We start from the raw sequence: 17,463 nt of genomic DNA on the forward strand, positions 1-17,463 counted from the left end.
GCGCAGTCCCCGGTAGCTGTTGTCAGGCCTTCACGTAGCCGTTGGGGTTCAGTACGAACTTCGTTGCGGCTCCGGCGTCGAATTCGGCGTAGCCGCGGGGCGCGTCCTCGAGCGGGATGGCCTGGGCGTTGACCGCCTTGGCGATCTGGACCTTGTCGTGGAGGATGGCCATCATCAATTGGCGGTTGTACTTCATTACGGGGCATTGGCCCGTGGTGAAGGACAACGATTTGGCCCAGCCCGTCCCCAAGGAGAGGGAGAGGGAGCCGTGTTTGGCGGCGTCGTCGATTCCGCCCGGATCGCCGGTCACGTAAAGGCCCGGGATGCCCAGGGCGCCGCCGGCCGCAGTGATGTCCATCAGTGAGTTCAACACGGTGGCCGGGGCCTCGTGGGAGGCGTCCTTGCCGTGTCCGCGGGCTTCGAAGCCCACGGCGTCAACACCGCAGTCCACTTCCGGCACGCCAAGGATCTGCTCTATCTGGTCCTTCGGGTCGCCTTGGGAGACGTTGACCGTTTCGCAGCCGAAGGAGCGCGCCTGGGCCAGGCGGTCCTCATTCATGTCGCCCACGATCACGACGGCGGCCCCCAGCAGTTGGGCGCCGACGGCGGCAGCGATACCCACGGGACCGGCACCGGCAACGTACACAGTGGAGCCGACACCGACGCCGGCTGTGACAGCGCCGTGGAAGCCGGTGGGGAAGATATCCGAGAGCATGGTCAGGTCCATGATCTTCTCCAGGGCCTGGTCGCGGTCCGGGAAGCGCAGGAGGTTCCAGTCCGCGTAGGGGACCAGGACGTACTCTGCCTGTCCGCCCACCCAGCCTCCCATGTCCACGTAACCGTATGCGCTGCCGGGGCGGTCGGGGTTGACGTTGAGGCAGATGCCGGTCTTCTGTTCCTTGCAGTTCCGGCAGCGGCCACAGGAGATGTTGAACGGCACCGAGACGATGTCGCCTACCTTGATGAATTCGACGTCGGGTCCCACTTCCACCACTTCGCCGGTGATTTCGTGGCCGAGGACCAGGTTCTGCGGCGCGGTGGTGCGTCCGCGGACCATGTGCTGGTCCGAACCGCAGATGTTGGTGGTCACTGTCCGCAGGATGGCACCATGAGGTACTTTCCTCCCGACATTGGCCGGGTTGACGCCCGGTCCGTCCTTGAGTTCAAACGTTGGGTAGTCGGTGTCGATGATTTCGACGACACCGGGTTCCTTGTAGGCGACTGCTCTGTTTCCTGACATGGTCACTCCCTGTTCCTTGCTGTTGTTGAACTGCCTGTCCAACGGTCCGAAAGCGGTGCTTCGATGAGGAATACCTCCCCAGGTTTCAGGCCACCGAAGCACCATTTACGAACCGTTGGACGAGCGGATTTATGGACAATCGGACAACTTTGTGGTGATTCAGGCCCTTTCCAGCCGGATGATCACGGACTTCGACGTTGGAGTACCGCTGGTGTCTGCCACGGAATCCAGCGGCACCAGGACGTTGGTCTCGGGGTAGTAGGCGGCGGCGCAACCCGTCGGCGTCGAATACGACACGATGCGGAAGTTTTCGGCCCGGCGATCGATCCCTTGGAATTCGGAGATGAGGTGGACCATGTCCCCGTCGGAAAATCCGAGTTCGCTGATGTCACGGGCGTTGATGAGCACCACCCGGCGGCCACCGTGGATGCCGCGGTACCGGTCGTCCTTGCCGTAGATGGTGGTGTTGTACTGGTCGTGGGAGCGCAGCGTTTGAAGGACAAGCTTTCCCGGCGGAACCTTGATGTATTCCAGCTCATTGCCTGTGAAGTGGGCTTTGCCCGAAGCGGTGTCGAATTTCCTGGCATCGCGGGGCGGGTGTGGCAACACAAAGCCCCCGGGGTGCTGGATCCGGGCTTCGAAGTCTTCAAAGCCGTCAAAGACCGCCTCGATGTGTTTCCTGATCAGGGTGTAGTCGTCCCTCATGGCGAGCCAGGAGGCTTTGGGGGTGTTCGGCAGGCGGTGGTTGCCCTCGGTGAAGAGCTTGTGGGCGAGGTTGCACACGATCGCTACTTCGGAGTGGAGGTGCTCGCTGGCAGGCTTGAGCCGGCCCCGTGAGGCGTGGACGGCACTCATGGAGTCTTCCACGGTGACCCGTTGATCGCCTGTGCGCTGGGTGTCTTTTTCGGTTCGTCCGAGGGTAGGCAGGATCAGTGCCCGGCGACCTGTGGACAGGTGTGAGTGGTTCAGTTTGGTGGAGATCTGGACGGTCAGCCGGGTGTTGGCCAGGGCGTGCTCGGTGACTTCCGAATCCGGGGCGGCCCGGACGAAGTTGCCACCCATTCCCATGAAGAAACGGACCTTCCCGTCGCGCATGGCGCGGATGGCTGCCACGGTGTCAAAGCCGTGGTCCCGGGGCGAACGGAATTCGAATTCCTGGTCCAGGCGGTCGTGGAATGCTTCCGGCATCTTCTCGAAGATGCCCATGGTGCGGTCGCCCTGGACATTGGAGTGGCCGCGCACGGGGCAGACACCGGCGCCGGTCTTGCCAATGTTTCCCTGGAGCAGCAGGACGTTCACTACGTCCCGTAGCGTCGACACGGAGTGCTTGTGCTGGGTAAGTCCCATGGCCCAGCACACAATGGTGGCGTTGGATGCGAGCAGCCGTTCACCTGTGGAGTGGATCTGCTCCAACGTCAGGCCCGTGGCTTCGACGATGTCCGCCCACTCCACCTTTTCGAGGAACCGCAGGTAGTCATTGAGACCTACTGTGTGGTTTTCGATGAAGTTGTGGTCGAGCACCGTTTCCAGTCCCGGAGTGTTCCGCCCCGCAGCCTCGGCTTCCAGCAGGTACTTGCCCAGGCCTTGGAAGAGGGCTTGGTCGCCGCCGGCGCGGATCTGGAGGAAATCGTCGGTCAGCTGGGTTCCCTGGATCATGCCGGCCACATGCTGCGGGTTTTCGAAGTGCAGTAGGCCCGCTTCAGGAAGCGGATTAACGGACACAATGATTGCGCCGTTCTTCTTGGCCTTCTCCAAAGCACTGAGCATGCGGGGATGGTTGGTTCCCGGGTTCTGCCCGGCGACGAAAATCAATGACGCCGTTTCCAGGTCCGTCAGGCTGACGGAGCCCTTGCCGATGCCGATTGTCTCCACCAGCGCGGATCCGGAGGACTCGTGGCACATGTTGGAACAGTCCGGCAGGTTGTTCGTGCCGATTCCGCGGACCAGGAGCTGGTACACGAAAGCGGCTTCGTTGGACGTCCGCCCCGAGGTGTAGAACACTGCCTGGTCCGGGCTTTCCAGTTCCCTGAGTTCCCGGGCCATCAGCTCGTAGGCGTCATCCCAGTCGATGGGTGTGTAGTGGGTGGCGCCTTCCTCCAGGACCATGGGGTGCGTCAGGCGGCCCTGCTGTCCAAGCCAGTAATCGTCGCGGGTTTTCAGTTCTTCCACGGAATACTTGGCGAAGAATTCCGGTGTGACGCGTCGGCGGGTGGCTTCTTCGGCCACCGCCTTGGCACCGTTCTCACAGAACTCCGCGGCGTTGCGCTTTTCGTGCTCCGGCCAGGCGCAGCCCATGCAGTCGAAGCCGTCCAGCTGGTTCACGGCCAGCAGGGTCTGGACGCTGCGCACAGGACCCATTTGTTCCAACGAGATCTTCAGCGCGTTGGCGACGGCCGGGATGCCCACGGCCTTCGTCTTGGGCTTGGTGACGGTCAGCTTTGACTCGTCGATGTTTCCGTCAGGGGCTTTCGTAGCCATGCGTTTTCCCTTCAGATCCGGGCAGCGGAGGTGGCGGCGGCGGCCAGTTCAGCGGGTTCCTGCTGGCGCGCGGCCTCAACCGTGTGCAGGAGCAACAGTGCTGTGGTGACCGAGCCTACGCCGCCGGGCACCGGGGTCAACCCGGCCGCGATACCGGTGACGCTCGCCTCGTCAACGTCCCCCACCAGTGAGCCGTCGGGCAGGACGTTGGTTCCGACGTCGATCACTACGGTCTCCGGCGAGAGGTGGCTGCCCTTGAGCAGGCCGGTCCTGCCGGCGGCAACAACCACGACGTCGGCGGGTTGGGTGTATCGCTCCAGCGGCCCCGACTTGGAATGGCAGACGGTGACAGTCGCGTCGCGCTCCAGGAGCAGCAGCGCCAGCGGCTTGCCCACCACCGCGGAACGCCCGACGACGGCCACGTTGCGGCCCGCGACGGGCACCTCGAAGTGATCCAGGAGTTCCACTACAGCCTGCGCCGTGGCGGGGGCGAAAGCGGGCTGGCCGACAGCCAGGCGGCCGAGGCTGAGGGGATTGGCGCCGTCGATGTCTTTTTCCGGAGCGATGAGGCCCACCAGGGAATCAGCCTTCACGCCCACGGGCAGCGGCGTTTGCAGGATGATTCCGTTGACCGAAGGTTCGGCGCTCAGGTCCCGGAGGACGCTCGCCAGTACCTGTTCGGTGGCTTCGGGGCCCAGATCGACGATCCTGCAGCCGATGCCCAGCCGTTCAGCGGCACGTTCGATGGAGCGGACGTACCAGAGCGTCGACTCGTCGTCGGTGGCGACCACGACGGCCAGGACCGGACGGCGGCCGCTGTTTTCCAGGACGCGTACTTCTTCCGTGGCGCGTTGTTGAATGAGGGTTGCCAGTTGCTTGCCGGAAAGCACTTGGGTGTTCACGAGAGGATCCTTTCGCGGACGCGCTTGACCAGGGAATCAGCTGCGAGGACCACTTTGTCCTCAATTCCGTCCGTCTGCCCGGCCAGGCGGGTGCGGGCGGCACTGTCCTTGATGGCCACGACGTTGATGTCGATGTTGACGCGGGCTGTTGTAGCGGCAGCCCGGGCGGCATCTGCCGCTGCGGCGACGTCGCTGATGACGTTGGGGTTTGCCGCATCCAGGAGATCGCCGGCGAGGTCCACTATCTCACCGGCAACCCCGATGAGTTGAGCGGGAGTTTGGGCTGCCTGGATCAGGGCATCCTGGATGGCTGCCGCCTTTGCTGCCTTGAGTTCATCGGTATCCGAGGGAAGCTTGTAGGCATCGATTACGGACTGGAACGCATGTTCGTCGGCGTCGGCAAGGCGCAAGGCTTCCACCACCAGGTGGTCGGCGGCGCTGGTGATCCGGGCTACAAGCGCGGCATGCTGCTCGAACTTTGCGCCTGTGGTGTAGCGGGCCACCATGGCAACCAACGCGGCTCCTTGTGCCGCGTGCAGTGCAGCGGCAGCACCGCCGCCCGGTGTGGGCTGGCGGGAGGCCAGCCTGGAGAGGTAGTCATTGATGGTTTCTGAGCTGATCATGTGCCGTCCTGGCTGAAGAGGGGAAAGCAGCGGCCCGGGCCCGCCCATTCCGAGGGGAATTCGAGGGGAAAGGGTCCGGGCCGCCTGATTTGATGATTGCGGGGCGTCCTAGCCGCGGAGCCGGCTCATGGTGGGGTCGTACAGCGGATCTTCGGTAACGGTGGCCTGGATGCGGCGGCCGAAGTACTCGATTTCAACGGAGTCACCCAGTGAAACCGCTGCAGGAAGGTAGGCGTAGGCGATCGGCTTCCGGACCGAGTAACCGTAAGCGGCGCTGGTGACGTAACCCACCGCCTGGTCCTTGTAGAACACCGGTTCCTTGCCCAGCACCAGGCTCCTGCCGTCGTCGACCGTCAAGCAGCGCAAGCGGCGGGCGGAGCCTTCCTCGGTGCGTCCTTCAAGGGCCGCCTTGCCGACGAAGTTTTCCTTGGTCATCTTCACTGCGAAACCGAGGCCGGCCTCGTAGGGATCGTGCTCGGTGGTCATGTCCGAGCCCCAGGAGCGGTAGCCCTTTTCCAGGCGCAGCGAGCTGAAGGCGGCACGGCCTGCGGCAATGACGCCGAACGGCTGGCCGGCCTTCCACAAGGCGTCCCAGAGGCGCTGGCCGTTATCTGCGCTGGTGTAGAGCTCCCAGCCGAGTTCGCCCACGTAGGACAAACGCATGGCGGTGACCGTGACGCCGCCGATGGTGACCTTCTTGGCGCGGAAGTACTTCAGGCCGTCATTCGTGAAGTCGTCGCTGCTGACGGTGCTGATGAGGTCGCGGGCAAGGGGGCCCCAGAGGCCGATGCAGCAGGTGCCGCCGGTGGTGTCGCGGACCTGGACCCAGTCGCCGGCGCTTCCATTGGCCGTCTGGTGGCGGGCCGCGCGCTCAAAGTAGGCGGTGTCGATGTTGCCGTTGGCGCCAAGCTGGAACGTCTCCTCGTCCAGGCGGGCAACCGTGATGTCGCTTCGGATACCACCGGCCTCATCAAGGAGAAGGGTGTAGGTGACGGCGCCTGGCTTCTTGGCGAGATCGCCGGTGGTCAGTTCCTGCAGGAGCTTCAGGGCTCCGGGGCCGGAAACTTCCAGGCGCTTCAGCGGCGTCATGTCGTACATGGCAACTGCCGTACGGGTCTTCCAGGCCTCCGCCGCTGCGATGGGGGAGCTGAACATTCCGGACCAGGCATCGCGGGCCGGCGGCTGCCATTCGTCCGGCATTTCCTTCAACAGTTCGGCGTTGGCCTCGAACCAGTACGGGCGTTCCCAGCCGGCGCCTTCCAGGAAGTAGCCACCCAGCTGCTTGTGGCGGGCGTGGAAGGGGCTGACGCGAAGGTTGCGCGGTGAGAGCTTGGGCTGGAGCGGGTGCAGGACATCGTAGATTTCCACGAAGTTCTGCTGGGAGGTCTCGCTGACGTACTCAGGGGTCAGCTGGACTTCTTCGAAGCGGTGGATGTCGCAGTCGCCCAGGTCAATCTGCGACTTGCCGTCCACAAGGAGCTCGGCCACGGCACGGGCGATGCCGGCGGAGTGGGTGACCCACACGGCCTCGGCCACGAAGAACCCGTCCACTTCCTTGGACTCGCCCACCAGGGAGCCGCCGTCCGGGGTGAAGGAGAAGATGCCGTTGAAGCCATCCTCGATTTCGCTTTCACGCAGCGCCGGGAGGATCTGCTTGGTTGCTTCCCAGGCTGGCAGGAAGTCTTCCAGGGTGAAGTCCAGGCGGGAAGGCATGTTGTGTTCGCTGATGCTGCTGGGCTCGTAGCTGCCCAGTTCATCCAGATCCACGGGCATGGGGCGGTGTGCGTAGGAGCCGATGCCGTAGCGCTCGCCGTGCTCGCGGTAGTAAAGGTCCTGGTCCTGGTGGCGCAGGATGGGCAGCCGGGCGCCGTTGGGCAGTTCGTTCTTGCCCTTCTGAGCCGGGACCGGCGTGGTCTTGACGTACTGGTGGGCCAACGGAAGGAGCGGGACGGACATCCCGATCAGCTCGCCAACCTTGGCGCCCCAGAAGCCTGCGCAGGAAACCACGATGTCCGCCGGGATCACGCCGTCGGCGGTCTCGACGCCGGTCACGCGGCGGTTGGACTGTTCGATGCCGGTCACTTCAGTGTTGCCGATGTACTTCACGCCGGCTGCTTCGGTGCGCTTGATGAGCAACTGGACTGCGCGGGCAGCCAGGGCCAGGCCGTCGGTAGGTACATGGAGGCCGCCGAGGATGTCTTCCTCGTTGATGAGCGGGTAAAGCTCCTTGCACTCTTCGCGGGAGAGGATCTTGCCGTCGATACCCCAGGACTGCGCGTAACCGAGCTTGCGCTTGAGGTCTGCCAGACGGGTTTCGGTGGTGGCTACTTCAAGGCCGCCCACCTGGTTGAAGCAGCTCTGGCCATCCTCCGTCAGGGACAGCAGCTTTTCCACCGTGTACTTGGCGAAAAGGGCCATGGACTTTGAGGGGTTGGTCTGGAAAACCAGTCCCGGTGCGTGCGAGGTGGAACCCCCGGGCATGTTCAGGGGGCCCTGGTCCAGGACGGTGATGTTGTTCCAGCCACGGGTGACCAGTTCGTCGGCGAGGTTGGTGCCGACGATCCCGGCTCCGATGATGACAATGCGGGGCGTGGATGCCATGAAAGATTCTCCTGCAGAAGTTCGTGTGGGGCGGGCTTGAACGGGCTGGTTAGCGGAAGACGACCGTGCTGGTCCGGTCCAGAAGGACGCGGTGTTCGCAGTGCCAGCGAACGGCACGGGAAAGCGCCAGCGCTTCGGCGTCCTGGCCAACGGTGGAAAGCGCGTTGGGGCCGTAGCTGTGGTCCACGCGGATGACCTCCTGCTCGATGATCGGTCCCTCATCCAGGTCCGCGGTGACGTAGTGGGCGGTGGCACCCACCTGCTTCACGCCGCGGTCATAGGCCTGGTGGTAGGGGCGGGCACCCTTGAAGCCGGGGAGGAAGGAATGGTGGATGTTGATCGCACGTCCTTCCAGCTTGCGGCACAGGTCGTTCGAAAGGACCTGCATGTAGCGGGCCAGGACCACCAGGTCTGCCTCGTATTCGTCCACAAGTTCCAGGAGCCTTTGCTCTGCTTCGGCCTTGGTGTCCGGGGTGACAGGGATGTGGATGAAAGGCAGGCCGGCTGCCTCGGCCATGGCACGGTGGGTCTCGTGGTTGGAGACAACTGCCACAAGCTCGCCGCCAAGGCTGCCTCCGCGCCAGCGGAAGATGAGGTCGTTGAGGCAGTGGCCAAACTTGGAGACCATCACCAGGACCCGCTGCTTGGTCTGGTCGTGGAAGCTGAACTGCATGTCGAAGCGGTCTGCGATTGACCGGAACTCTGCATCAAGCTGTTCCGGCGAGTAGCTCTGGGGGCCGGAAAAGGCAGTGCGCAGGTGCAGTGTCTGGCGCAGGCTGTCGTCGAACTGCTGGTGTTCTTCGATGTTGAAGCCGCGGTCGAAGAGGAAAGTGGTGACTGCCTGCACAATGCCCGGCTGTTCGACGCACGACAGTGTGAGTACGAACTTCTGCGTCTGCTCGTCCTTGAGCTGGCCGCGTTCTGCCGGAAGGGTGCTGAGGTGTGAGTCTGAAGCCACGAGGGTCATGTGTCCTCCTTAGGTGTTTGCCTAGATATATTCCTGAAATACGAACTGATATATTAGGATTGGGAATCAGCGTATACTGGTGTCCGGGGCAGGTCAATAGATTTCCCGGTTTTGAAGAAGGGGTTGGCGCAGTGGCTACTGGAACTCTCGCAAGCATCGGCGATGCCACCAGGAAATCTCTGGCTGACGTGGCCTATGAACGTTTGCGCGACCGCCTGCTGATGCTGGACATCAAGCCGGGGGACATCCTTAACGATGACCAGCTCGCCAGGGAGTTGGAAATCGGACGTACTCCTGTCCGGGAAGCCTTGAAGCGCCTGGAACTGGACCGACTGGTGATCACCTACCCACGGCGCGGAACGTTCGCGACCCGCGTGGAGGTGACTGACTTGGCCTTTATCTCCGAGATCCGGGCGCAGCTGGAGCCCTTGGCAGCAGCTCGCGCGGCCCGGGTTGCCTCGGCATCCACCAGGGAACACCTGCGGGAGGTCATGCGGGCTGTTGAAGATTTTGATGTCAGCGCGGCGTCGGTGGTTGAGACGCTCCGCCTCGATGCAAGTGTCCATCAGGGTATTTATGCCGCGGCCGCGAATCCGCACCTGGAAGACATTCTGATCCGCTACGACAACCTGGCTACGCGGATCTGGTGCATGGTGCTTGACCGCTTGCCCGATCTTGAACATCACGTCCGTGAGCACCTGGACCTTCTGCGCGCAGTCATAGACGGCAATGAAGAAGAAGCTGCCGAGCTCGCCCGGGTCCATGTCAACGGCTTTGAGCGGGCGGTCCGCCAAGCACTGTTCGCAGCCTAGGCGGAGCGGCCACCCTCAGGAGTGGTTGACGCGGAGACGGGTCACTTGCATACTGGACTCCTCACTAATATATCACTCGGATATTAGGACGCATGCTTGGCCAGCGTCCTGGTCCGGTGCTCGTGATGGAATCACAGCCCCCCAAGTCCCCGGAGTATCACGTGACTACACGACACCCTCTTTTCGAACACATCCCGCTTACGGGCAGCAGCCGCGTTAAGCGGGGCATGGCTGAGATGCTCAAGGGCGGCGTCATCATGGACGTCGTTAACGTCGAGCAGGCCCGCATCGCCGAGGATGCCGGTGCTGTCGCCGTCATGGCGCTTGAGCGTGTCCCGGCTGATATCCGCGCCCAGGGTGGCGTGTCCCGGATGTCCGATCCGGACATGATTGATCAGATCATCGCCGCTGTGTCCATCCCGGTCATGGCGAAGGCCCGCATCGGCCACTTCGTCGAGGCCCAGGTCCTGCAGTCCCTCGGTGTGGACTACATCGACGAGTCCGAGGTCCTGACCCCGGCGGACTACATCAACCACATCGACAAGTGGAACTTCACCGTCCCCTTCGTCTGTGGTGCCACCAACCTTGGTGAGGCGCTGCGCCGCATCAACGAGGGCGCGGCCATGATCCGCTCCAAGGGCGAAGCCGGCACCGGCGATGTTTCCAACGCCACCGGCCACATGCGCAAGATCCGTTCGGAGATCGCCAAGCTCGCCGCCCTCCCCGAGGACGAGCTGTACGTCGCGGCCAAGGAGTTGCAGGCCCCGTACGAGCTGGTCAAGGAGATCGCTGCCACGGGCAAGCTTCCCGTGGTGTTGTTCACTGCCGGTGGCATCGCAACCCCGGCTGATGCTGCGATGATGATGCAGCTCGGCGCCGACGGCGTGTTCGTTGGCTCGGGTATCTTCAAGTCCGGCAACCCCGCAGAGCGTGCGGCCGCCGTCGTAAACGCTACTGCCTACTACGACGATCCTGACGTGATCGCAAAAGTCTCCCGCGGCCTGGGCGAAGCCATGGTCGGCATCAACGTCGACGACATCCCCCAACCGCACCGCCTCGCAGAACGCGGATGGTGACGGAGATGGTGCAGACAAAGCCGGCCAGGACGGTGGAGGGGCGCGCCTTGCGCAAGGACTGGGCCCAGCTGACAGGACACGTCGTCGAAGTCTGGCTCAAGGGCGACCGGGTAGTCACCGGGGTTGTGGAGCAGACGGCTGCTGATGACTCCGTTCTCTGGATCGCAGCGAACGGAGCTGACCGGCGCAAGCTCTTTGACCAGTCCACCGGGTACGAGGTCTGGGCCTAGAGGGCCAACCTGCCTGCCAAACTCAGGCCTCATCCTCCGGCCGGGTCGTCAGGATCCGTTGGGCCGTTTTTTGCAGGATGTCCAGTGACTCCTGGATCAAGGGCGAGGCGATGCTGCCCCTGCGAACCGCTGCGACAATGCGGCGCGCGGGTTTCCCCTTGCCGGTAATACGCAGCCGCACAACGTTCTCTGCGCTGTGCAGGGGCGCCAGCCGGGGCAGCAGGCCCACTCCCAGCCCGGCGCCCACGAACGCGATTTGGGTCTCCCATTCAACGGCTTCGTGCGCGATCCGCGGCGTCACGCCCACCGCCGTGAATGCCGCAGTGAACAAGGAGTGGTAGGTGGACCCCGCAGCCTCCGTGATCCACGGCTCCGACGCCAGTTCCTCGAGCGTTACCGTCTGCCGTGCAGCCAGGGGATGATCCGCCGGAAGGATGACGTCCAATGGGTCGTCGAGCAGGACCGTCTGCTCAAAGCGGGGATCGTCCTCGCCGTAGGTGTCGGACTGCATGGCAACAATGACTGCTAGGTCGATGCGCTCAGCCACCAGCAGGTCGAAGCAGCGGGACGGATTTGCCTCCAGTACCTGCACCTCCAGCAACGGGCGGGTGGACCGCAGCGTGGCGGCCAGTGGCGCGAGAAGCTGCGCGGCCGCCGTCGAGAATCCGCCCAGGCCAAAGTGCGACTGCACCTGGTCGCCGGCCTCCATTGCTGCGGCACGCAACGTTTCCCACTCTGCAATAAGGGTGTCCGAGCCCGCCACCAGAAAGCGCCCTGTGGCGGTCAGTCGCACGCCCCGGCCGTCCTTGGTGAGCAGTTGCATGCCCAGGACGCGCTGGAGCTCGCGCAACTGCGCTGAGACGGCGGAGGGGGAATATCCCGTGAGCTCGGCCGTCGCCCCCACAGTGCCGCACCTGGCGAACACCCGAAGTGTTATCAGCCTCTGATCGATCATGGACCTATCATGCACCTATTGCGCATGGTTATCTCCTAAATATTGCGCTTTTGTTGCACTGCAATCGTCCCTAATCTCGTACTACGAAGACTTCGACAACGCCGCTTGCGACGATGCACCCGCGGCCCCCAAGAACCCCCAACTGACCCAGCCTCCCGGGAGGAAACCCATGACTGCTCAAGTGAACGTGCCCCTTAATTCACGCGGAAAACTCGCCTCAACATTGCCTGCAGAGCAGCTGGCGGAGATCAGCGCCCTCTTCGAGTTCCGCCGCACCGGCTACTCCCTGGATGCACCCTTCTACACCGATCCCACGATCTTCAAGATCGACATGGAAGCCATCTTCGGCCAGCACTGGATCTTCGCCGGAAGCGTCGCCGAACTGCCGGAACCCGGTGATTACATCACGGTTGACTACGGCCCCTACTCCCTGATCGTGCTGCGCAACGACGACGGCGGCATCAATGTCATGCACAACGTGTGCCGCCACCGCGGCGCCCGGGTCCTGACGGAGTCCGCTGGTTCCACTGGCAACCTGGTCTGCGGCTACCACTCCTGGACGTACTCGCCCGAAGGCAACCTGATCCACGCCTCGGCGCCGGGAGAGGCCAAGTTCGACAAGAACTGCTTCGCCCTCAAGCGTGCCCACAGCCGTGAGGTTGCCGGACTCATTTTTGTCTGCATCGCCAACGAGCCGCCCACAGACTTTGACGAGACCTCCAAGATCTTCGAGCCCTACCTGGCGCCCCACGATCTGTCCAAGACGAAGATTGCCTACCAGCAGAACATCATCGAAGAGGGCAACTGGAAGCTCGTCATGGAGAACAACCGTGAGTGCTACCACTGTGATGGCCACCCGGAACTCGCCTGCTCGCTGTTCCCCACCTGGGGCCTGACCGAGGGACTGATCCCGGCCCACCTTGAAGAGGTTTGGGACCGTAACAAGGAAGCCCAGTCCTCCCTCGAGGAGCGTTGCCGCCGCTACGGACTGCCCTACGAGGTGGTTGAGGAACTCGATACCCGTATTGCCGGCATCCGCATCTCGCGCGAATCCCTGGACGGCGAAGGCGAGTCGTTCTCTGCCGACGGCCGCCGGCTCTCCAAGAAGCTTCTCGGCGACCTGCGTGACTTCCGCCTGGGCCGTTGCTCCATGCACCTGCAGCCCAACAGCTGGTTCCACTTCCTGGGCGACCACGTCATCACGTTCGGCGTCTTCCCCATCAATGAACACCAGTCGCTGGTCCGCACCACCTGGTTGGTAGCTGACGACGCCGTGGAAGGCGTCGACTACGACCTGGAAAAGCTCACCTACACCTGGAAGCAGACGAACCTGCAGGACAAGGCGTTCGTTGAGCTGTGCCAGACGGGTGCCGGAAGCCCCGCCTACGAGCCCGGCCCTTACATGAAGAGCGAATACCAGGTGGAGGCATTCATCAACTGGTACGTCCAGCGCGTGCAGGAGCACTTGGCATGATTGAACTCCTCACCGAAACAGCCATCCAGGAGCCACAGCGCATCCGGGGGCTTGAGATGCCCTGGAACCGTGTAATGGGCAGCAGCGAGGCACCCGCCCGCGCTGCCCGTGCCCTGGGTCCCTGGCATCCGCAGGAGTTCATGGCCGAATGCGTGGAAACCGTTCCTGAAGCGGGCGGCCTCATGACGTTTGTCTTCCGGCGGAGCGATGGCGCCCCCCTCGCGTTCCGCGCAGGGCAGTACGTCAACGTGGCGTTCCCGGTGAACGGCGAGGACCAGGACCCTGTGGACCGCAGCTACTCGCTGTCCAGTTCACCCACCGAGCCGTGGACCTTCAGCATCAGCGTCAAACGCGATGCCGGCGGCCTGGTTTCACCGTGGGTCCATGAGAACGTCAAGCCCGGGACAGTCCTGGAAATGCTCGGACCCGTTGGTGCGTTCCACCTGCCCGATGCGGACCGGCGTGCCCGGTACCTGTTGCTGGCGGCCGGGGCGGGCATCACTCCCATCATGTCGATGGTGCGGACCGTGCACTCCCTGCCGGGACATGCCGATGTGGTTGTCCTCTACCACGGAGCTGAAGCCGGAGGTTTCGCTTTCCACCGGGAGCTTGCCTACATCGCTTCCGTGGACTCGCGGATCCGGGTCTTCTATTCCCTGGGCGACCGCAGCAAGCCCGAGGGCTGGGAGGGTCTGAGCGGGCGGTTGACCGCGGCCATGCTCGAAGAGGTGGCCCCCGATGCCAATGGCAGGCAGGTCTATGCCTGCGGCCCGGAAGGTTACCTGAACACGGCCACCGAGCTGCTCAAAAAGGTAGGCGTTGACGACACCTCCATTTACATGGAGTTCTTTACCGGCGACCGCCAGACCCTTCTTGAATACCAGGCTGAGGTGGCGCTGGCAGCAGACATTGCCGAGGAAATCGCGGAAGAAATCGCCGATTCCGCCGAGGATTACTACGAAAGCCAGCCCGCGGCGTTCGGGCTCTACGAGCCCGGCTACGACGCCGAAGGGACCCTGGAAGCCACGGGACTGCCGCTGGAAACCTCCGAACCGGATAAGTCGGGTTCCGAAGCGTCCAACGGCGGTCAGGGCCAGGCGCCCGAGGCCGTAATTCCTGATGCCTCGAGCTTTGACACGGTCGGCACGGGAAGCCTCACCCTGTCCTTCCTCCGCACCGGTGTCAACGTCCGTATCGACCCCGACGAACACATTCTCGGGGTGGCCCAGCGTGCCGGGGTCAGGATCGGCGCCAACTGCAAGGAAGGCATGTGCGGCTCCTGCAAAGTGGTCAAGCTTTCGGGCGAGGTCGACATGAACCACCAGGGCGGAATCCGGGCGCGGGAAATCGACGCCGGCAAGTTCCTGCCCTGCTGCTCCACGGCACGCACCGATATGGTGATCGACGCCTAGCTGCTACCGGAGTCCCGCACTGTGGGCCAGCGCAATGGCCTCAGTGCGGGACCGGACGTCCAGCTTCCGGAACAGGTTCCGGAGATGGAATTTCACGGTGTTTTCACTGATGTTCAGTTCGGCGGCGATGGCGCGGTTGCGTTGCCCGGACGCCAGGAACTGAAGAACTTCCAATTCCCGTGCTGCCAGCCCCCACTCGGCAACGTTCCCCACGGGCGCCGCCGGTGGGTCAAGGGGCAGCGCCACAGAGATATCCGCTCCCCATCCGTGCATGACGTCGACGCTCATTTTGCCGTTCAGGGCCTGCACTTTTTGGCGGAGCCGTTCCATGTTGGAAGCGTCGGGGGACAGTTCGCCGCGTCCGTCGTCCCTGACATTGATCAGCAGGTTCTCCCCGTCGCAGTCCCATTGGGCCCGGACACGGTGCACTTCCGGTTGCTCGGCGATGGCCAGGACCAGGCCCCTGACGACAGCCCTGGCAGCGTGGGCTACCTCTCCGGGCAGGGCACGTCCATTGGCGGGTGGCTCGATGAACTGGATGTCGATGTTGCTGAAATGCATCAACGGCCGGAGGTCTTCCCGGAGCCTTTGGAAGGCTGTGCTCACAGGTTCTTCCACCAGGTCGCTGGTGCGGTCGTTCAGGGTCCTGAGTCCGACCAATGCCTTGACGGCGAGGTCCGTCACGGACATCCGGGCCGCGTGATCGTCCATGGAGCTGGACCGCAGCGCGGCCAGCAGGGTTTCAAGGGTGGTGGAGTGCTGGTCCACCAGCTCTGCGGTGACGCGGATCCGTTCCGCTGATGCGGCCCGGGATTCCAAAAGATACGACGGCGGTGCGTCGCTGACCTTCTCCTGGATACGGGCCGCCGTGAGCCCCCAAAGGTACGATGCGAGGCGCAGTGCTTCGGCGTCCCCGGGAAGCTCCGGATCTGTGAGGACCAGAAGGGCGTTGCTGGGCGGGTAGGTGAAGGCCAGGATGTCGCGCTCCTGCCCTGCGACCCTTGCGTGCGTCCGCCATGGTCCTTTCCCCTCCATGGCCGCCCGGATGCCATCAAGTTCGGGAATGGAGACGCGGCTGACAATCCCCTCGTCGCCCGCCTTCTTCTGGGGCCGGCCTGTGCAGTCTTCCGTGAAGATCACCAGGGCGCTGGAGGGCACGACTGGCGAAAGGGCCGCCCACAGGCTCTCCGCGATGCGTGCAAGGGGTGCTTGGGTGATGTCTTCGATGGCGCTGAGGAGCTGCCAGGGGAGTGGCTCGGGCATGTACCAAGAGTAGAGGAGCGACTACAGCCTTGCCTACCCGAAAGGGTGGCTAAGACTGTCCCTTTTCAGCGTTATGCCCACCCCAGCGAGTCGGAAGAATAGTTTTCAGGTCCGAAGCCGCCATTGACCACCCAAGAAGGAGTGAAACGTGAACGTCTCCGAAGAAACTGCGACAGCCACGGCTGACGGCGTCGCCGGCAACGCGTCCCTGATCCTGGCAGAGCTTGCGGGCGTTGCTTCCGATCTGGATTATGGCCAGGTTGCCCGCCTTGCAGAGGAAGTCCGTTCAGCAGATCGGGTCTTCCTGGCGGGAGCCGGCCGGAGCGGGCTGGTGCTCCGCATGGCGGCGATGCGCCTGATGCATCTGGGGTTGACGGTCCACGTGGCCGGCGACACCACAACTCCGGCCATCACTGACGGCGACTTGTTGCTGGTGGCCTCCGGTTCCGGGACCACGTCCGGTGTGGTCAAAGCAGCCCAGACAGCACTGGCAGCGGGGGCGCGGGTGGCAGCAATAACCACCAACCCTTCTTCCGCCGTCGCGGGCTTCGCCGATGCGCTGGTGGTTGTTCCGGCCGCCCGGAAGACAGACCACGGCTCCACCCTCTCCCGGCAATACTCGGGCAGCCTCTTTGAACAATCCGTTCTCCTGGTGACCGAGTCGGTGTTCCAATCCCTTTGGGAAGTCACCGCCGAACCTGCCGAAAAGCTCTGGTTGCGCCACGCAAACCTCGAATAGACCGCTTAACTCTCCTCAAAAGCCACCCAGGAAAAGAAAGTAGAACACCATGAAACTGCAAGTTGCCCTTGATCTCCTCACCATCGAAGATGCCTTGGACCTCGCCGGCAAAGTGGCCGAGCACGTGGACATCATCGAGCTGGGCACGCCGCTGATCAAGGCCGAGGGCCTCTCGGCCGTCACTGCCATCAAGGAAGCCCACCCCAACAAGATCGTGTTCGCCGACATGAAGACCATGGACGCCGGTGAACTTGAAGCCGACATCGCCTTCAAGGCAGGGGCCGATTTGGTATCGGTCCTTGGAACCGCCGATGACTCCACAATCGCCGGTGCCGTCAAGGCCGCACAGTCCCACAACAAGGGCATTGTGGTGGACCTGATCGGCGTGGCCGACAAGGTCTCCCGCGCCAAGGAAGCCAGGTCCTTGGGAGCCAAGTTCATCGAGTTCCACGCCGGCCTGGATGAGCAGGCCCAGCCGGGCTATGACCTGCGGGGCCTCCTCAACGCCGGAGAAGAAGCCCGCGTGCCGTTCTCCGTGGCAGGCGGAGTCAACGCATCCACCATTGCCGCAGTCCAGTTGGCCGGTGCCGACGTAGCCGTGGCCGGAAGCGCCATCTACAGCGCAGCTGATCCGGAACTGGCGGCAAAGGAACTCAAAGCAGCCATCCAGTAACGTTCCGGTTGCTTGTCG

15 protein-coding genes are annotated in these 17,463 nt (G+C 63.4%); 7 read left to right on the forward strand and 8 right to left on the reverse strand.

Features of this window, described 5'->3' with window-relative positions; translation table 11 throughout:
- Positions 1–22: 22 nt before the first annotated feature.
- The 6 genes from fdhA to purU all read right to left on the reverse strand — a co-directional run bounded on the left by fdhA (position 23) and on the right by purU (position 8,811).
- On the reverse strand, positions 23–1,240 hold the full coding sequence (gene fdhA / locus IEY62_RS16305; RefSeq protein ID WP_018779503.1) for a formaldehyde dehydrogenase, glutathione-independent: 1,218 nt from the start codon (positions 1,238–1,240) through the stop codon (positions 23–25).
- 159 nt (positions 1,241–1,399) lie between these two features.
- Positions 1,400–3,718: an FdhF/YdeP family oxidoreductase gene (locus IEY62_RS16310; RefSeq protein ID WP_189019731.1), complete on the reverse strand. Its 2,319-nt coding sequence runs from the start codon at positions 3,716–3,718 to the stop codon at positions 1,400–1,402.
- Positions 3,719–3,729: 11 nt separating this feature from the next.
- A complete protein-coding gene (locus IEY62_RS16315) occupies positions 3,730–4,620 on the reverse strand; it encodes a bifunctional 5,10-methylenetetrahydrofolate dehydrogenase/5,10-methenyltetrahydrofolate cyclohydrolase (protein WP_189019733.1) in 891 nt (296 codons plus the stop codon).
- Positions 4,617–5,243 carry a cyclodeaminase/cyclohydrolase family protein gene (locus IEY62_RS16320; RefSeq protein WP_189019735.1) on the reverse strand — a complete coding sequence of 209 codons (627 nt, stop codon included), beginning with the start codon at positions 5,241–5,243 and terminating at the stop codon, positions 4,617–4,619. The genes IEY62_RS16315 and IEY62_RS16320 overlap by 4 nt, the downstream gene beginning before the upstream one ends.
- A 108-nt stretch (positions 5,244–5,351) precedes the next feature.
- On the reverse strand, positions 5,352–7,844 hold the full coding sequence (locus IEY62_RS16325) for a GcvT family protein (protein ID WP_189019737.1): 2,493 nt from the start codon (positions 7,842–7,844) through the stop codon (positions 5,352–5,354).
- 49 nt (positions 7,845–7,893) lie between these two features.
- Positions 7,894–8,811: a formyltetrahydrofolate deformylase gene (gene purU / locus IEY62_RS16330; RefSeq protein ID WP_189019739.1), complete on the reverse strand. Its 918-nt coding sequence runs from the start codon at positions 8,809–8,811 to the stop codon at positions 7,894–7,896.
- Between the two features lie 131 nt (positions 8,812–8,942).
- On the opposite strand from purU, the gene IEY62_RS16335 reads away from it, so the two are divergent.
- The 3 genes from IEY62_RS16335 to IEY62_RS16345 all read left to right on the forward strand — a co-directional run bounded on the left by IEY62_RS16335 (position 8,943) and on the right by IEY62_RS16345 (position 10,929).
- Positions 8,943–9,623 carry a GntR family transcriptional regulator gene (locus tag IEY62_RS16335; RefSeq protein ID WP_189019741.1) on the forward strand — a complete coding sequence of 227 codons (681 nt, stop codon included), beginning with the start codon at positions 8,943–8,945 and terminating at the stop codon, positions 9,621–9,623.
- A gap of 161 nt (positions 9,624–9,784) precedes the next feature.
- Positions 9,785–10,699: a pyridoxal 5'-phosphate synthase lyase subunit PdxS gene (gene pdxS, locus IEY62_RS16340; RefSeq protein ID WP_189019743.1), complete on the forward strand. Its 915-nt coding sequence runs from the start codon at positions 9,785–9,787 to the stop codon at positions 10,697–10,699.
- 5 nt (positions 10,700–10,704) lie between these two features.
- Positions 10,705–10,929, forward strand: coding sequence for a hypothetical protein (locus IEY62_RS16345; protein WP_189019745.1), 225 nt, complete (start codon positions 10,705–10,707; stop codon positions 10,927–10,929).
- 22 nt (positions 10,930–10,951) lie between these two features.
- Here the strand turns inward: IEY62_RS16345 and IEY62_RS16350 are convergent, their stop codons facing one another.
- Positions 10,952–11,884, reverse strand: coding sequence for a LysR family transcriptional regulator (locus tag IEY62_RS16350; RefSeq protein ID WP_189019747.1), 933 nt, complete (start codon positions 11,882–11,884; stop codon positions 10,952–10,954).
- Positions 11,885–12,053: 169 nt separating this feature from the next.
- On the opposite strand from IEY62_RS16350, the gene IEY62_RS16355 reads away from it, so the two are divergent.
- Positions 12,054–13,358, forward strand: a complete 1,305-nt coding sequence (locus tag IEY62_RS16355) for an aromatic ring-hydroxylating oxygenase subunit alpha (protein ID WP_189019749.1) — start codon at positions 12,054–12,056, stop codon at positions 13,356–13,358.
- Complete coding sequence (locus IEY62_RS16360; protein WP_189019751.1) at positions 13,355–14,770, forward strand: ferredoxin reductase; 1,416 nt, start codon at positions 13,355–13,357, stop codon at positions 14,768–14,770. Before IEY62_RS16355 ends, IEY62_RS16360 begins: the two co-directional genes overlap by 4 nt.
- A 3-nt stretch (positions 14,771–14,773) precedes the next feature.
- Here the strand turns inward: IEY62_RS16360 and IEY62_RS16365 are convergent, their stop codons facing one another.
- Positions 14,774–16,033 (reverse strand): helix-turn-helix transcriptional regulator, encoded by a 1,260-nt coding sequence (locus IEY62_RS16365; RefSeq protein WP_189019753.1) that lies wholly within the window; start codon positions 16,031–16,033, stop codon positions 14,774–14,776.
- A 148-nt stretch (positions 16,034–16,181) separates the two neighbouring features.
- Here IEY62_RS16365 and hxlB point away from each other — a divergent pair, with 148 nt between their 5' ends.
- Together hxlB and hxlA are read left to right on the forward strand one after the other, a co-directional pair.
- Positions 16,182–16,772, forward strand: coding sequence for a 6-phospho-3-hexuloisomerase (gene hxlB, locus IEY62_RS16370; RefSeq protein ID WP_189019755.1), 591 nt, complete (start codon positions 16,182–16,184; stop codon positions 16,770–16,772).
- Between the two features lie 49 nt (positions 16,773–16,821).
- Entirely contained in the window at positions 16,822–17,445 is a 624-nt protein-coding gene (gene hxlA, locus IEY62_RS16375; RefSeq protein WP_189019757.1) for a 3-hexulose-6-phosphate synthase, read from the forward strand.
- Positions 17,446–17,463: the final 18 nt, after the last annotated feature.

The sequence above is a fragment of the Paenarthrobacter histidinolovorans genome (genome assembly GCF_014647595.1).
Lineage (GTDB): Bacteria > Actinomycetota > Actinomycetes > Actinomycetales > Micrococcaceae > Arthrobacter > Arthrobacter histidinolovorans.

Excerpts from the sequence above, each read along its gene's own strand:
- fdhA (WP_018779503.1), bottom strand. The coding sequence starts at position 1,240 with ATGTCAGGAAACAGAGCAGTCGCCTACAAGGAACCCGGTGTCGTCGAA.
- IEY62_RS16310 (WP_189019731.1), bottom strand. The coding sequence starts at position 3,718 with ATGGCTACGAAAGCCCCTGACGGAAACATCGACGAGTCAAAGCTGACC.
- IEY62_RS16320 (WP_189019735.1), bottom strand. The coding sequence starts at position 5,243 with ATGATCAGCTCAGAAACCATCAATGACTACCTCTCCAGGCTGGCCTCC.
- IEY62_RS16325 (WP_189019737.1), bottom strand. The coding sequence starts at position 7,844 with ATGGCATCCACGCCCCGCATTGTCATCATCGGAGCCGGGATCGTCGGC.
- purU (WP_189019739.1), bottom strand. The coding sequence starts at position 8,811 with ATGACCCTCGTGGCTTCAGACTCACACCTCAGCACCCTTCCGGCAGAA.
- IEY62_RS16345 (WP_189019745.1), top strand. The coding sequence starts at position 10,705 with ATGGTGCAGACAAAGCCGGCCAGGACGGTGGAGGGGCGCGCCTTGCGC.
- IEY62_RS16350 (WP_189019747.1), bottom strand. The coding sequence starts at position 11,884 with ATGATCGATCAGAGGCTGATAACACTTCGGGTGTTCGCCAGGTGCGGC.
- IEY62_RS16355 (WP_189019749.1), top strand. The coding sequence starts at position 12,054 with ATGACTGCTCAAGTGAACGTGCCCCTTAATTCACGCGGAAAACTCGCC.
- IEY62_RS16360 (WP_189019751.1), top strand. The coding sequence starts at position 13,355 with ATGATTGAACTCCTCACCGAAACAGCCATCCAGGAGCCACAGCGCATC.
- IEY62_RS16365 (WP_189019753.1), bottom strand. The coding sequence starts at position 16,033 with ATGCCCGAGCCACTCCCCTGGCAGCTCCTCAGCGCCATCGAAGACATC.
- hxlA (WP_189019757.1), top strand. The coding sequence starts at position 16,822 with ATGAAACTGCAAGTTGCCCTTGATCTCCTCACCATCGAAGATGCCTTG.